Source organism: Cellulosilyticum sp. I15G10I2, assembly GCF_900095725.1.
GTDB lineage: Bacteria > Bacillota > Clostridia > Lachnospirales > Cellulosilyticaceae > FMMP01.
Genome location: NZ_FMMP01000017.1, coordinates 1 through 14856 on the forward strand (window position 1 = coordinate 1; position 14856 = coordinate 14856).

Annotated in this window: 11 protein-coding genes, 1 tRNA gene, 2 rRNA genes and 2 other annotated features; of the genes, 13 read left to right on the top strand and 1 reads right to left on the bottom strand. The window is 36.3% G+C overall.

Annotation, left to right across the window (positions count from 1 at the left end):
• Positions 1-30 precede the first annotated feature (30 nt).
• The 8 genes from rrf (BN3326_RS16285) to BN3326_RS16320 all read left to right on the top strand — a co-directional run bounded on the left by rrf (BN3326_RS16285) (position 31) and on the right by BN3326_RS16320 (position 7849).
• Positions 31-148 (top strand): 5S ribosomal RNA (rrf, locus tag BN3326_RS16285).
• A gap of 54 nt (positions 149-202) precedes the next feature.
• A tRNA-Gly gene (locus BN3326_RS16290) sits at positions 203-258 on the top strand.
• Positions 259-682: 424 nt separating this feature from the next.
• Entirely contained in the window at positions 683-2227 is a 1545-nt protein-coding gene (locus BN3326_RS16295) for a sensor histidine kinase (protein ID WP_083258820.1), read from the top strand.
• Positions 2220-3791, top strand: coding sequence for a response regulator transcription factor (locus BN3326_RS16300; RefSeq protein WP_070000327.1), 1572 nt, complete (start codon positions 2220-2222; stop codon positions 3789-3791). The genes BN3326_RS16295 and BN3326_RS16300 overlap by 8 nt, the downstream gene beginning before the upstream one ends.
• A gap of 104 nt (positions 3792-3895) precedes the next feature.
• Positions 3896-4948 carry a C4-dicarboxylate TRAP transporter substrate-binding protein gene (locus tag BN3326_RS16305; RefSeq protein WP_070000328.1) on the top strand — a complete coding sequence of 351 codons (1053 nt, stop codon included), beginning with the start codon at positions 3896-3898 and terminating at the stop codon, positions 4946-4948.
• Between the two features lie 21 nt (positions 4949-4969).
• Complete coding sequence (locus BN3326_RS16310) at positions 4970-5458, top strand: TRAP transporter small permease (protein WP_070000329.1); 489 nt, start codon at positions 4970-4972, stop codon at positions 5456-5458.
• Positions 5458-6744 carry a TRAP transporter large permease gene (locus BN3326_RS16315; protein ID WP_074463620.1) on the top strand — a complete coding sequence of 429 codons (1287 nt, stop codon included), beginning with the start codon at positions 5458-5460 and terminating at the stop codon, positions 6742-6744. The genes BN3326_RS16310 and BN3326_RS16315 overlap by 1 nt, the downstream gene beginning before the upstream one ends.
• A gap of 82 nt (positions 6745-6826) precedes the next feature.
• Positions 6827-7849 carry a TRAP transporter substrate-binding protein gene (locus BN3326_RS16320; protein WP_070000433.1) on the top strand — a complete coding sequence of 341 codons (1023 nt, stop codon included), beginning with the start codon at positions 6827-6829 and terminating at the stop codon, positions 7847-7849.
• A gap of 85 nt (positions 7850-7934) precedes the next feature.
• Here BN3326_RS16320 and BN3326_RS22805 read toward each other — a convergent pair whose 3' ends face one another.
• Positions 7935-8111, bottom strand: coding sequence for an IS3 family transposase (locus BN3326_RS22805; RefSeq protein ID WP_141722949.1), 177 nt, complete (start codon positions 8109-8111; stop codon positions 7935-7937).
• Positions 8112-8177: 66 nt separating this feature from the next.
• Positions 8178-8356, top strand: a sequence feature (23S ribosomal RNA rRNA prediction is too short).
• Between the two features lie 20 nt (positions 8357-8376).
• Positions 8377-8651: a sequence feature (23S ribosomal RNA rRNA prediction is too short), on the top strand.
• 326 nt (positions 8652-8977) lie between these two features.
• Between BN3326_RS22805 and rrf (BN3326_RS16330) the strand changes: the two genes are divergently transcribed.
• From rrf (BN3326_RS16330) to BN3326_RS16350, 5 genes are all read left to right on the top strand, one after another.
• Positions 8978-9095: ribosomal RNA gene (gene rrf, locus BN3326_RS16330) — 5S ribosomal RNA — on the top strand.
• Between the two features lie 342 nt (positions 9096-9437).
• On the top strand, positions 9438-10934 hold the full coding sequence (locus BN3326_RS16335; RefSeq protein WP_070000331.1) for a sensor histidine kinase: 1497 nt from the start codon (positions 9438-9440) through the stop codon (positions 10932-10934).
• Positions 10921-12507 (top strand): response regulator, encoded by a 1587-nt coding sequence (locus BN3326_RS16340; protein WP_070000332.1) that lies wholly within the window; start codon positions 10921-10923, stop codon positions 12505-12507. Before BN3326_RS16335 ends, BN3326_RS16340 begins: the two co-directional genes overlap by 14 nt.
• Positions 12494-13495, top strand: a complete 1002-nt coding sequence (locus BN3326_RS16345; RefSeq protein WP_070000333.1) for a TRAP transporter substrate-binding protein — start codon at positions 12494-12496, stop codon at positions 13493-13495. The genes BN3326_RS16340 and BN3326_RS16345 overlap by 14 nt, the downstream gene beginning before the upstream one ends.
• A 271-nt stretch (positions 13496-13766) precedes the next feature.
• A complete protein-coding gene (locus tag BN3326_RS16350; RefSeq protein WP_070000334.1) occupies positions 13767-14840 on the top strand; it encodes a TRAP transporter substrate-binding protein in 1074 nt (357 codons plus the stop codon).
• The last annotated feature ends 16 nt before the right edge of the window (positions 14841-14856 follow it).

Below are 14856 nucleotides of genomic sequence, written 5' to 3' on the forward strand. Positions count from 1 at the left end.
GCAAATTTTATATTCTTACAATCTAATATTTTTGGTGGCGATGCGACTAGGGGACACACCCGTTCCCATACCGAACACGTAGGTTAAGACCTAGTCGGCCGATGGTACTTGCTTGGAGACGAGCCGGGAGAGTAGGTGGCTGCCAAATTACATAAAAATCAATCTCTGCAAAAATGCGGAGTTTTTTATATTGTGGGGCAAAAGTTTAATGGCAGAACACCAGCCTTCCAAGCTGGCCACGTGGGTTCAATTCCCATCACCCTTTTCTAATTATATAGGTAGATATCTTAAGAATTTAAGGTATCTACCTTTTTTATTTCTGCTTATTTGCCAATCCATTATAGTTTCAGCTACTTCTATAAAAGGTTATAGTTTTCTATTTTCACCAAATAAAACCCAGGTTTGTGATCAGTTTTTAGCTGTGTCATGATATTTGGGTGCCATAGTAAATGGACAAGTCTGCCAGAAGAATGTTATAGTAAAAAGAAATTACACTTATCTATCAGTAGATTTTATGTAAATTAGTACAAGGTTCTGCAGATTGTGTTTGTAGTAAGGTATTGCTTGAAGGAGGAATTGTAGCTAGAGGGCGAAGTATTTGCTGATGATATTTCTTACAAGTACGCATTGTTTACTCCAATTGTAAGAAATAAAAAGCAGGCGACGGTTGGATGTCAGTCTGATGTCTAGAAAGGTTGGAACTAGAATGAACGATATATCTGGTTTAGTATTGGATTTGATCAAGGGAAATAGACTAATGAAGGGAAAAACAAGGAAAATCACTACAGAAATACGAAGAAATTATATATTGTTTGGTCTTTGCCTATTTCTATTTATTTCATTTAATATTTATGTTACTGGAAATTTTATTAAGAATTATACTGATCTTTTAGATAAGCACAAATCAATTAATGAGATGGCGGTATCTTATAATGATTCTAAATCATATTTTCAATTATATATGAAACAGCATGAAAAAGATGTAAAAGATGATTACTATCAGGCCAATGATCACATCTTTTTCATTTTATCTAATTTGCGAAATGAGATGAATAAGGATCGGTCGTGCATCATGATGTACCGTATTGTATATCAGATGCTCGAGCATAGGATGGAGAAAATTCAACCCTATATGGAGCCGAAAAGTACGGTGTACAAGGGAGATGTCAGCTATATTGAAAATCTGGATTTATTGATTGAGCGTAATATGAATTTGTTGAATTCTTATTACCTTGAATATATATCCGGTTTTTTTTCGGAGTATTCAAAACGGCTTAGAACGATGACTATTTTTGTAAATGTTTCACTGCTGGTGATAGCCTTTTTCAGCTTTTTTATTAATACCTCCATATATCGCAATATGGTAGAAGGAATTGAAAAGCTGACTGAGGCAGCACAGGAGATTAAAACTCAGAATTTGGATATAGAAGATATTGCATATACACCATATATTGAAATGAATTTTGTTATTCGTACATTTAATGAGATGAAACACACGATTCGAGAGATGATACAGGAGATTAATAAAAACTTCAAGATCAAGGAACGTCTATCAGAGCAGGTATTGGAAAATGAGATGCAGAAGAGGCGTCTGGCGGAGTCAAAGATGAAGGAATTACAGATGCAAATTAATCCACATTTTTTGTTTAATACATTAAGTTTGGTGATTCGCAGTATTCAGTTAGATGAAAAAGAAACATCCATTGTGTTGATTAAGTCTATTTCTCGTATTTTGCGTACGAGTATCGAGATACAATCCACATCAATTGCCATCGATGAAGAAATTGAATTGCTAGAATCCTATCTCTATATTCAAAAGATTCATGGAAAAGGTCGAATTGATTTTCAATTGGATATAAGAAAGTCGTATATGGATGAGGAAATCATGGTACCGCCATTGATCATTCAACCTTTGATAGAAAACGCAATTCAGCATGGGTTAAAAAATATAGTAGCAGATGGAAAAGTAAAGATTTCAATTGTAGAAAAGGCTAAATGTATACAAGTGATTGTAGAAGATAATGGATGTGGTTTGTCAGATCGTGTGGTTGATAATTTGAAAAATCATATTCAGACGAAGAATATAGGGATGTACAATGTTATGGAACGTTTGCGATTGATGTATCATAAAGACGATGTTATGGAGATTGAAAGTAATGGCAGAGGCACAAAAATTACTTTGTTCTTGTACAAGGAGGTAGAGGAGGCAGAGAAGATAGATGATTAAATTGATGATTGCAGATGATGAGCAATATGAGAGAGATTACCTACATAGGTCAATAAGCGAGCGATATGCTGGCATCCTTGATATTGTATACATGGCAAAGGATGGGGCGGAAGTATTAGAAAAAGCGGAAGAGTATCGGCCAGATATCATTTTAATGGATATACGAATGCCAAGGATTGATGGATTGGAAGCAGCGGCACAGTTAGTACGAAAATATCCAGAATTGCAGCTGGTTATTGTTTCAGCATATGGCGAGTTCTCATATGCAAAGCAGGCACTGAAAATAGGAGTAAAGGATTTTTTGGTTAAGCCGTATTTAGACAATGAATTGGCGGAAACACTAGATAAGGTAATTGCTGAGCTTGGTACAAAGTTTAAAAATAATTTGGATAAACAAGAATCCGAGGGTGAATTTAATTTTCATGAAGATATCGATAAGGATATTGTATGGGATGCAGCTTTTGGAAGAAAAAAGAATCCTATGCTTCAAAAAGAACTGGCTATGTGGGGAGTTCAGGACTGTAGTTTTAAGAGTATCGTTTTTTTAAACAATGGCATTTCTAGAATGGGACCCATTGGCTATGAGATTCTAAAAGGGATCTTCTGTATTAAACATACACATGTAATTATGAGCTATTTATTTAGACATCTGGTTGTGTATGTCTTCGCCGAAGAAGACAGTGCATATGCAGCTCTAAATGGATGTATTCGAAAAGCTAGAAACTATATTAAGGAACTAGACAAGGAAACAGTCTTTTGCGGAACAAGTGGCATTTATCAGGATTATAATGAGCTGCCAAAGGCCTACCAGGAGGCAGTGAGATATGTTTCGGAATATTCAAGTCCAGAAATAAAAGAGAATCTTGAGATGGATATCGGAAAATCATGGCAATTATGTGATTTAGAAGATAAGGTGTATTTTTATCTGGCAAATGGCAATATGGAACAAAGTTTGTTTTGGATGCGGCAAATATGGGAACTTCTTGGAGTAGAGGGTGGGGCTAATGAAACATTCAGAAAGAGTACATTGAGAAGAAGTCTTATGACAATTATTAGAAAGATTAATAAACTTCCTGAAAGTAGATTACATACTGCGGATGCCATTCATTTGTTTCGGCTTTTTTCACATGCATCAAGTGAAGAGTCAAAGTTGTACCAGTTTTTAGAAGAGTGTGTTCAACTTATCATAAAAAGCAAGAAAAGTATGCGGATTAATAATAATACTTTTGTGGTTCGGGATGCTAAAAGTTATATTGAAAATCATTATAATGAGCCGGTAAGTCTTCAGAGTGTGTCCGAAGCGTTAGGAATCAGCACAGGATATCTTAGCAAATGCTTTAAGAATGTTGAAGGAATTTCATTTACAGAATACCTAACCGATTATCGCTTAACAAAGGCAAAAGGGCTTATACGTCTAGGGAATAGTACCATAACGGATATTGCTTACAAAGTAGGGTTTTCTGATTCTAATTATTTTGGGAAATGCTTTAAAAAGAAAGAAAAAATGTCACCAAAAGAGTATTATACAATTCAGGCTATGGATTCAAATGTAGAGATGGAATAGTCCTGAACCAATATTTCCTTGTGTGGATTTCATATTACCTTTACCAATCTTCACAAAAAATTTATAATTACTTCATCAAAATAATGTTTTAGGAGGATGAAGTAATGAAAAAGAAAAAGTTAGCAGCAGTAGTAGCAGTCGTAATGGCGACAGTAATGGGAATGGGATTGGCCGGTTGCTCTCCGTCAGGAAATGCTGGTACATCAGCATCAGAAGGGGCTGGAAAGACAGAAGCAGTGAAAGCATCAGGAGAAACTTATGAACTAAAAGTCTCCACTACTCAACCTGATACATCTATGATTTATCAAGGGTTAAAGGCTGCAGCAGATAAAATTGCAGAGGATACAAACGGCATAGTAAAGGTTACAATATATCCATCTGGCCAGCTAGGTGCAGAGGAAGATATGATTGATCAGGCCTTATCAGGTGTTGGTGTTGCAGTTCTTACAGATGCAGGCCGTATGTCAAGCTATGTGAAAGATATTGGTATTTTTAACATGGCATACTTTGTTGACAATTATGATGATGGTCTGAAAGTAATCAACACAGATACATTTAAAGGCTGGTCAGAAGAACTGAAGGATCAGGGAATTCGTGTATTATGCTTTAACTATTATGATGGTGCAAGATCATTTATGACTCAAAAGGAAGCTATGAAACCAGAGGATTTAAAGGGACTGGTAATCCGTACGCCAGGGGCTGACCCATATAACGCTTCAATCACAGCAATGGGAGCAACGCCATACAATGTTGGCTGGTCAGAGGTTTATAACAGTATTCAGACAAAGGCAATTGATGGTTGTGAAGTACAAAATACTTCAGCAGTATCTTCTCATATTTATGAAGTATGTAAATATGTAAATAAAACAGAACATATTAATTTATTTAACTGTTTGATTGCTGGAGAAAAGTGGTTTCAAGGGATTCCAGAAGAATATAAGCAAGTTGTTTTAGATGGTTTCTATGAGTGTGCATATGATAATGCGCAGGATATTGTTGCAGCACAAGAAGACCTTGAAAAAACTCTTGTGGATAATGGGATGACAATCGTAGAAGTTGATAAAGAGGCATTTAAAGAAGCCGCTGAATCTGCATATGATAAGATGGGCTGGAAGGAACTTCGTGGTGAAATTTATAAAGAAGCAGGACTTAATTAACAGTAGATCTGGAGGCAAGAAATGAAAGCAGTCTATGAAAAATTTTGCAAACTAGAAAAAGTGATGGCAAGTGTATTGCTTGCAGGTATCATGGTGCTTGTTTTTGCAGCAGCGATGTTTCGAACATTCAAGTATCCATTAAACTGGGCACAGGATGCAGCGTTGGTAGCATTTGCCTGGATGGTGTTTATGGGAAGTGATCTTGCAATCAGAACAACAGGTTTTATTGGAATTGATGTTCTGCTTCGTAAGTTTCCGCCAAAGGTCCGCAAGATCTTGGATATTCTTTTTAAACTGATTATCATTGGCTTTTTAATGGTACTGGTAGTATATGGTGTTGTTATGGTTCAGACAGGTTATCAGAGACAGATCAATACGTTACATATTAGCTATGCATGGGTTACAGCAGCTGTTCCAGTAGGTGCACTGTGCATGATCATATCTACAGTTACAAAATTAGTAGAAGTAATAAAAACAAAAGCAGATGATTTAGGAAGGCGGGGAAACTAGTGGGATATGCAATATTAATCTTTCTGATTCTTTTGATACTTGGAATGCCGGTAGCATTTTCAATTGGTATTTCAGGATTATCATTTTTCCTAATTCGTGACTTACCAATGGCTGTTCTAGTGCAAAAATCAATTTCAACAACCCAGAGTTTTACTATGCTTGCAATTCCTCTATTTATTCTTGCAGGAAATCTGATGAATAGTACAGGGATTACAAAGAAATTGATGAAACTTGCAAATATTTGTACGGGACATATGTATGGAAATATTGGTCAAGTTTCATGTCTCCTTTCAACTTTGATGGGTGGTGTTTCGGGATCAGCAGTAGCAGATGCAGCAATGGAATGTCGTATTCTTGGACCAGAAATGAACCGCTTGGGATATAAAAAAGGCTGGTCTGCAGCAATTAATGGTCTTTCTGGCCTGATTGTTGCAACAATTCCACCAAGTATGGGGCTGATTATTTATGGTACAGTCGGAGAAGTTTCAATTGGCCGATTATTTATGGCTGGTTGGGTGCCAGGTGTATTGATGTGTATTTTCTTGATGATTGCTACATCATGGAGTGCGAAGCTTTATGGATATAAGCCAGAACACGACAGACCGGCAAGTATGGGTGAGATTGGAAAAGCAGCATTAGATAGTATCTGGGCTTTAATTTTCCCAATCATGCTAATTATATTGATTCGTTTTGGTATTATGAGTCCGTCAGAATCAGGCGCATTCGCCTGTGTATATGCATTAATTGTAGGTATGTTTATTTATAAAGAACTCTCATGGAAGGGCTTTATCAAAACATTGCAGGACAGTGTAAAAGACATAACGGTCATTACTATTATTCTTGCTTTTTCTGGAATCTTTGGATACGGAGTAGTATTTGACGATCTAACTACCAGTATTGCAACATTTATGGTGGGAATTACAGGGAATTCAACTATTTTGTTGATTATGGTTATCTTATTTCTTCTATTCTGTGGGATGTTTATGGAAACGACTGTTATTGCACTGATTTTAACACCTATTTTACTTCCTGTTATGCAGAGCGTTGGAGTAGACCCGGTTGTATTCGGTATGATTATGATGACATGTGTAACCTTTGGGGTGATGACACCACCAGTAGGAACTGCATTATACACGGTGTCAGACATTATGGATTGTCCAATTGAAGAAACAGTAAGATATGGATGGCCGTTTTATCTTGCAGTAATTATGGTGGTAGTATTTATGATATTTTTTCCACAAGCTATATTGTGGCTTCCAAATCTTGTTTATGGTGTGGCAACATAAAAAAATAAATGGTTTAGGCTGTTCTGTTGAAAAACAGGACAGTCTTATTGTGTGAAAGGGAAAAATGGGTTGGATAAGATATATGAGGAAAAGGATTAGAATTACAGTTGCTTTTGGAATAGGGATAGTCTTATTGGGCGTAATGGGAGGTTGTACCACAAAACAGAATGCTTCAGAGTTGAGCGAAGTAAAGGTAATCTTGCGATATGGGGAGGTAAACCCTGAAGGTCACATTATCACTAATACTGCCCATTATTTCGCAGATAGGGTAAAAGAACTTAGTCAAGGACATATTGAAGTTGAAGTGTATTCATCTGGACAACTAGGCGAGGAAACCCAATATTACCAAGCTTTGAAGATGGGTGCACTGGATTTATACCGAGGAAATATCGCATCGATTTCCGAAGCAGGCGATCTTGAGATTTCAGCACTGGCATTGCCGTATATTTTTAGAAACAGGGATCATTTTTGGGCGGTATGTAACAGCGAACTGGGTAATCGTCTGTTAGGCAGCGTTCAAGAAGCTGGCAGTCAAATGGTAGGGTTATGTTATCTGGATGAGGGACCGAGGAACTTTTTTGTAACTGAAAAACCAATAAAAAACCTCGCGGACATGAAAGATCTTAGAATACGGGTAATGCCATCAGAGATGTTGGAGGATACAGTGCGTGCACTTGGTGCGATTCCTGTCCCAACGGCCTATGCAGAATTGTATACTTCACTGGAATCTGGGAGTGTAAATGGCGGTGAAAACCCGATTATTAGTTACTATTCAAATCGGTTTTATAAGGTTGCACCCTATTATGTAAAAGATGGTCATTCCTACGCACCAAGTGTTATTTTGATGAGTGAGATTACTTGGAAAAGATTCTCAGAAGAAGATAAGGAAATTATACGTGAAGCAATAAGGATTACAGAAGAATTTAACAAGCGTGAGATTGAGAAGGCGGATAAAGAGGCTTATAAAAAGTTAGAAGATGCTGGGGTGATGATCACGGAGCTGGAAGATCCAGAAGACTGGAGTCATGCAGTGGAAATTGTATATAAGAAATATGGCCCAAAATATATGGATGTAATTGAAGCTGTACGAAATATCGAGTACTAGTATGCAGTGTTGCAGAATGCATGGAGGAGATATGGTTTTCTGTCAAGAAAAAGGACGACCTAAACGTGATTTTTTCATGAATAAATTATATTGCGGATTCTGCCTCAAAATCATGTGGAGACATCATATTGCAAAAACTATGAAGTCTAGTAGTATTATAAAATGTATCAATGTATTCAAATATCAACACATGGGCAAGTTTAAGATGCTTAATCACAAAACGATTAAGCCACTCGCGTATAATTACCCACAGTTTTTTCAGTAATTACATGGCCTTTGGCTTTTAGAGTTTCTGTTTTTTTATTATAACATCAAACATGAAAAAACTCACTTTAACTTCTCCTATTTATATTCTAGCATCAGTTGCTTGACTGTGACACCGACGGGGAGGTTTGGCATCTCGATGTCGGCTCATCGCATCTTGGAGCTGAAGCAGGTTCCAAGGATTGGGCTGTTCGCGCATTAAAGCGGTACGCGAGTAGGGTTCAGAACGTCGTGAGACAGTTTGGTCCCTATCCGTTGTGGGAGCAGGAAGTTTGAGAGGAGTTGTCCTTAGTACGAGAGGACTGGGATGAACGGATCTCTGGTGCATCTGTTGTCTTACCAAAGGCATAGCAGAGTAGCCAAGTCTGGATCTGATAAACGCTGAAGGCATCTAAGTGTGAAGCAGACCTCAAGATAAGACTTACCATCCTATAGAAACTACGTTTCATAGGAGTAAGACCTCTTAGAGACTATGAGGTTGATCGGTTGGAGCTGTAAGTGCAGTAATGCATGCAGGTGACCAATACTAACGGTTCGAGGGTTTGACCTAAAAAACAACGTTAATACATCGTAGTATTTGTTTTTGAGAGTGCAACAAAGTCTATTCATAGACACTCCAAAAAACTTCATGAATTAACGTTAAAAATAGCTTAATGCCGAACAGATTAATCTTTGAGGCTGGGAGAGAATAAGTATCCGGAAGATTTATCACGCAGTATTGCGTAGCAAATCTTATAGGTTTATTTAAAAGGCACTTAGGGAGACTGTTTGAACGAAGTGAGTTTCGACCGTTCGTTTAAAGAAAGCTATTTAGATTTGCAGCAAGACGAAGTCTAAATCTGGAGGATATTTATTCTCACTATTTTTGGTGGCGATGCGACTAGGGGACACACCCGTTCCCATGCCGAACACGTAGGTTAAGACCTAGTCGGCCGATGGTACTTGTCTGGAGACGGACCGGGAGAGTAGGTGGCTGCCAAATTACATAAAAAACAACCTCTGCAAAAATGCGGAGTTTTTTTATATTTGGGCTAAAAGTTCAATGCTAGAACGTCAGCTTTCTAAGTTGAATATATGAGTTCGATTCTCACCACCCGCTTACACAAAAAGTCATGAGATAATTAATCCCATGGCTCTTTTTTATATACTTTTTAACATATAAGAAACACTTGATATTCACCATGGACTCTAGTGTTACTGGCTGCTCTTAAGGGATCTGCCCTCTTTATGTTTTGACACTTATCTCAGTTAAATATATAATTAATGCATGTGATTTAACTTGATTTCTTAAAATATAATTATTACCTTGAAAGGAATATCTATAATGCCAAGCTTTAAAGACTTCTGGCTTCGTTTATCAATAAAAACTAAACTTTTATCTTACTTTTTTATTGTCATTGCAATAATTAGTTTTTTTAACTTGTATTTAAATAATAATAACTATACAATTATTGATCAGTTTAATGGTACTATGACTAATTATTACAGCATTAACCGTCTTATGGTGTTTACAGAAGAGAATAAGCATTTTGCTACAAAGTACTTACGAGAAAAAAAAGAAGAAGATAAAGCAAGCTATCTAAGCAAAAAAGCTGAGATTCTAACACTTGTTGCAGAACTCGAAACAAAACTCACTTCGCTAGATGCGTATTTTAGAATCAATGCCATAAAAAACGCCTTAGAGGTTATGTATGAAAAGTGGGATCAAACTATACTGGAACGGGAGCAAAATATTTCGACATATTTTAATGCATACTATGAAGGTGAGCGCATTAGTCTCTATACTAGCAGGTATATTGAGGATTTATTTTATATTAGTTTAGGAGAAGGTAATGAGCTTTATAAAAAGTTAGCAGAAGAAGCAAGAATCATGAGGCAGATCTCAATTATTCTCATTGCATTTAGTTCGGCTTTTGCCATGTTTATTGGTTTCTTATTTGTTAATTCATTTATTAATCCGATCAAAAAATTAGCAGATACATCCTTGCGTATTTCTTCTGGAGACTTAGAGGTTGAAGAAGTAACGATTGCATCAAAAGATGAAGTAGGGATACTAGCTGATTCTTTCAACACTATGAGTTTAAGTATTCAGAGTTATGTTAGTGATTTAAAAGAAAAAGTGATTATCGAAAAGCGACTTCATGAAGAAGAGTTAGAAGTCATACGAATGGAACAACTTCTTAAGGCCTCTCAGTTTGAAGCCCTGCAGTCTCAGATCAATCCCCATTTTCTTTTTAATACCTTAAATACCATATCAAGAACAGCTATGTTTGAAGAAGCAGAAGAGACATTAAAGCTGATACAAGCTTTATCACAGCTTTTTCGGTACAAGCTTAGAAATCAAGCTTCAGTCATTCCACTAAAAGAAGAATTATGGATGGCTAAAGAGTATATTTACTTGCAGAAGTCTAGATTTAAAGAACGCCTAACCTATGAAATCATAGTGGATGAAAGAAGTCAAATGGTCAGTGTCCCTATTTTTATGTTACAGCCCATTATAGAAAATGCCATTATTCATGGCATTGAGCATAAAGTACAAGGTGGTAAATTACGTATAAAAGTTACTAGTCGTTATATTGATGAAAAAGAAATAATTACGCTTAGAATTACAGATACAGGAGTTGGCATGAGTAAAAAACGGCTTGAGGAAGTTTTAAGTTTTAAAGATATTTCTCACCGCAGTATTGGTGTAAGTAATGTTTATCATCGCTTTATGATGATGTATAATCAACAAGGAACGTTTAAAATGATGAGTAAAGAGGGCTGTGGCACCTGCACGGAATTTAAGTTTGAAAGGAATGAACTTGATGGAAAGATATAAGATACTCATTGTTGATGATGAATCTATAGAACGGGATGCTATTAAGTTTATATTAAAAAAAGAAGCCTTATTTGATTTTGAGTTTTTTGAAGCAGTAAATGGACAGGATGCCATTTCAAGTGCGGCACTCCATACACCTGATATTATTTTAATGGATATTCAGATGCCTGGACTTAATGGGATTGAAGCTACCAAAGTTATAAAAAAAATATTGCAAGACAGCAAAATTATTTTTCTCACAGCGTATGATCAGTTTGACTATGCCCATGAAGCCATAAAATTGGGTGTTCAGGACTTTATCTTAAAGCCTGCAACTAATGAACGTTTTATAGAGGTTATTAAAAAAACAGTTGAGATGCTTCAAGAGGAAAAAGAACAAAAACTCCGTAAAAAAGAAATGGAATCTAAACTTGAGCAAGTCACTAAGTATTTAGAAAATGAATTTCTTACATCTCTTATTAATGGGGATATTGAAGAGGGGCAAGGTAAAGAGTACTTAGAATTTAACAGAGTGAATTTTAAGTGGGGAATGGGCATTGTTATTAGTACAAAAGCAGATCCAGAAGCTGTACCATCTATGCTGCGCTTACAAATGCTTAGAAAAAGGTTTTTGGAAAAGTTTGAGACAAGACTTGATATGATGGTAAACCATAAATATACCATTATACTTAAAGATTATATTTATGTATTTGCGCTAGGAGATACACAAAATGAACTTCTGCAAGTTCAGCAGAAAATTAGAGAAGCAATCAATGAAATAAGTGTATCTTTTGCTGAAGAACATAAGCTTTATGCGGATTTTGGTATTGGAGATCCGTGTAATAAACTTGATTGTCTGTGGAAATCTTTTTGGTCGGCAAAAGGAAACTGTAACAAGCGTCAGCCTATAAAAGAATCGATGAGCGAACAGAATTTAAAGGCTTTGGTTAAAAGTTTAAATGATCAAGACGAAGAAAGTTTTACCCGCTATATTGAGCTTGTTTTTGAAGACATTTCTCACCCTACACAAACTATTGAACATTTGCGTGTTAAACTCTATGAGCAGTTTATTCTTATTAGGGACTGGCTTTCTGATAAAATTTTTGATACGCCGCTGCACACTTTTGATCTTTTTAATCAGACCATGCAGATTAAGACTGAACATGAGGCAAAATGCTTGCTGAGGGAATTTGCTCATCAGTATATGGAGAAAATTAATAAGCAAAAAACAGATAAATCTTCCATTATTTTAGATCAACTGATCGTCTATATTAATATGCATTATGCAGAAAACTTAACCCTTGACCAACTTTCTTCTGTATGTTATTTAAGTCCTAGCTATATTAGTAAGGTATTTAAAAAACATCTTAATACTAATTTTATTGATTATCTAAGTTCGGTGAGAATTAGAGTGGCCAAACGTTTAATGAAAAATCCAGAGCTTTCTATGAAGGAAATTAGCTCTGAGATCGGCTATGTTGATCCTAACTATTTCACAAGAGTTTTTAAAAAGTATGAAGGCATAACACCTTCAGAATATCGTAGCAAATTTTATACAGGCGGAGGCTTAGAAAAAGAATATGAAGACAACTAAAGGGTTACTGATACTGTGTATAATAGGGCTTTTTATTTTGGGAAGTTGTAAAAACAGAATACCTGATCAGGAACAGAGTAAGCCGACGGTCTATTTGCGGTTAGCAGAAAATCAACCGCCTGATCACCCAACAACACAAGCTGATAAAGAGTTTGCACGCCTAGTAGAAGAAAAAACGAATGGGCGTATCGTTATTAAAGTCTATGATAGCGAGCAGTTAGGGCCTGAAAATGAAATTCTTGAGCAACTTCAGTTTGGGGGCATAGACTTTGCTAGGGTAAGTGCAGGAATGGCAGCACAAATAGCACCACAGCTTAATGTGTTACAGCTTCCTTATATTTATAAGGATAGTGACCATATGTGGCGGGTATTAAACAGTGAGATTGGTGAGTTTTTTCTGGAAAGTATTGCAGATAAAAACCTTATTGGCTTAACTTGGTATGATGCAGGGGCGCGCAACTTCTATAATAGTATACGAGAAATAAAGACTCTGGCTGATTTAGAAGGTCTGAAGGTCAGAGTTATGGAGAATCAAATGCTCGTAGACATGGCAAAAGCTTTGGGGACATACGTTATTCCTATGCCTTATGGAGAAGTATATAGTGCTATGCAAAGGGGGATCATCGATGGTGCTGAAAATAATTATCCAAGCTACGATACTTCACTTCATTATGAAGTTGCAAAATACTACACAATTGATGAACATGTGAGGATACCAGAAATGTTAATTGCAAGCCAAAAAATACGGGATCGACTATCAGAGGTAGATTTAGAAATTATTAGGGCCTGTGCTAAGGAATCTCAAGTTTTTCAAAGGAAAAAATGGCTTATCAAGGAAAAGGAGTCCGAACAAAAGCTGATAAAGGCCGGCGTTATCATTACTGAAATAGAAAATCGCAGTGAGTTTGTAAAGGCTGTTAGACCCCTCTATGACCAATATGCCAGCAATTATTTAGAGATCGTTAAGCAAATTCAAGACATGGAATAATATAAGTATTTGAACAAAATAATGCTATTATTACAAAATAGTCTTGGTAAACTCTGAAAAATAGCAGGCTGTTTTTTAGAGTTTATAAGATAGTCATGCTAATAGCCAGATTATTTATTGTGTGATAAAAACACTTTTTATATAATAAATATATAAGTTAAAACATTGATATTTAGGTATAAATATTAGTGTTTTGCGGAAAACTGGTGTTATGATGTAACAAAGTTACAGAAAACAACAAGTTTATCCATGAATTCACAGGAGGGGTAATATGAATAAGAAAATAGCAGCAATATTTTTAAGTGGTTTAATGGCAGTTTCATTTGCAGGTTGTGGTTTAAAATCACCAGAGGCACCAGCGGCACCAGCAGCACCAGCAGAAACAACAGCGCCAGCGGAAACAACGCCAGCAGAAACAGCAGCAGAACCAGAGGTTACTCTTATATATGCAGAAGTTAATCCATTAGATACTATTGTTGGTCAAACAGGTACTGCCTTTAAAGAAAAAGTTGAAGAACTTTCAGGTGGAAAGATTAAAATTGATATTCAGGCAAGCGGCGTTTTAGGATCAGAAAATGATGTCCTTGATGCAATGCTTGGCGGTGGCGGAACAATTGATATGTCTCGTATTTCAGCATTTGCTCTTACAAGCTACGGCGGAGAAAAATCAAAACTACTTTCTATTCCTTATACATTTGTAAGTCGTGAACATTTCTGGAATTTTGCTACATCTGAATTAGCGCCAGAATTCCTTTTAGAGCCACATGAAAATGGTAGTGGTGTGAGAGGTTTATTCTACGGAGAAGAAGGTTTCCGTCATTTCTTTACAGTTAAAGATATTAAGGGAATAGAAGACTTAAAAGGTATGAAACTTAGAGTTTCAAATGACCCTGTTATGCAAGGATTAGTAGAAGGTCTTGGAGCTTCACCTACAGTTGTAGCTTTCGGTGAACTTTATTCTGCACTTCAAACTGGTGTAGTTGATGGTGCTGAACAACCTATCGCTAACTACAAATCAAATGCATTCCCAGAAGTTGCACCAACTATCATTCTTGATGGACATACACTTGGGGCAATCCAAGTAGTTATCACAGATGAAGCTTGGGATAAACTTACAGAAGAACAACAAAATATTATTATGGAAGCTGGTAAGTATGCATCAGAATTCAACAGAACAATTTCTGAAGAAGCTGAAAACAAAGTCTTAGACCAATTAAAAGCAGAAGGTGTTAATGTTGTAGAAGTTGATGATATCACACCTTGGCAAGAAGCAGTTAAAGATGTAATTGCTACTGCTACAGCAAACAGTGCTGAACTTTATCAACAAATTGTTAACATGAAATAAGATTTACTAAGTATTA

What these genes read in the sequence shown, in the direction of transcription:
- BN3326_RS16335 (WP_070000331.1), top strand. Translation starts at nt 9,438, where the DNA reads ATGCCAAGCTTTAAAGACTTCTGGCTTCGTTTATCAATAAAAACTAAA.
- BN3326_RS16300 (WP_070000327.1), top strand. Translation starts at nt 2,220, where the DNA reads ATGATTAAATTGATGATTGCAGATGATGAGCAATATGAGAGAGATTAC.
- BN3326_RS16295 (WP_083258820.1), top strand. Translation starts at nt 683, where the DNA reads ATGTCTAGAAAGGTTGGAACTAGAATGAACGATATATCTGGTTTAGTA.
- BN3326_RS16310 (WP_070000329.1), top strand. Translation starts at nt 4,970, where the DNA reads ATGAAAGCAGTCTATGAAAAATTTTGCAAACTAGAAAAAGTGATGGCA.
- BN3326_RS16345 (WP_070000333.1), top strand. Translation starts at nt 12,494, where the DNA reads ATGAAGACAACTAAAGGGTTACTGATACTGTGTATAATAGGGCTTTTT.
- BN3326_RS16350 (WP_070000334.1), top strand. Translation starts at nt 13,767, where the DNA reads ATGAATAAGAAAATAGCAGCAATATTTTTAAGTGGTTTAATGGCAGTT.
- BN3326_RS16340 (WP_070000332.1), top strand. Translation starts at nt 10,921, where the DNA reads ATGGAAAGATATAAGATACTCATTGTTGATGATGAATCTATAGAACGG.
- BN3326_RS16305 (WP_070000328.1), top strand. Translation starts at nt 3,896, where the DNA reads ATGAAAAAGAAAAAGTTAGCAGCAGTAGTAGCAGTCGTAATGGCGACA.
- BN3326_RS16320 (WP_070000433.1), top strand. Translation starts at nt 6,827, where the DNA reads ATGAGGAAAAGGATTAGAATTACAGTTGCTTTTGGAATAGGGATAGTC.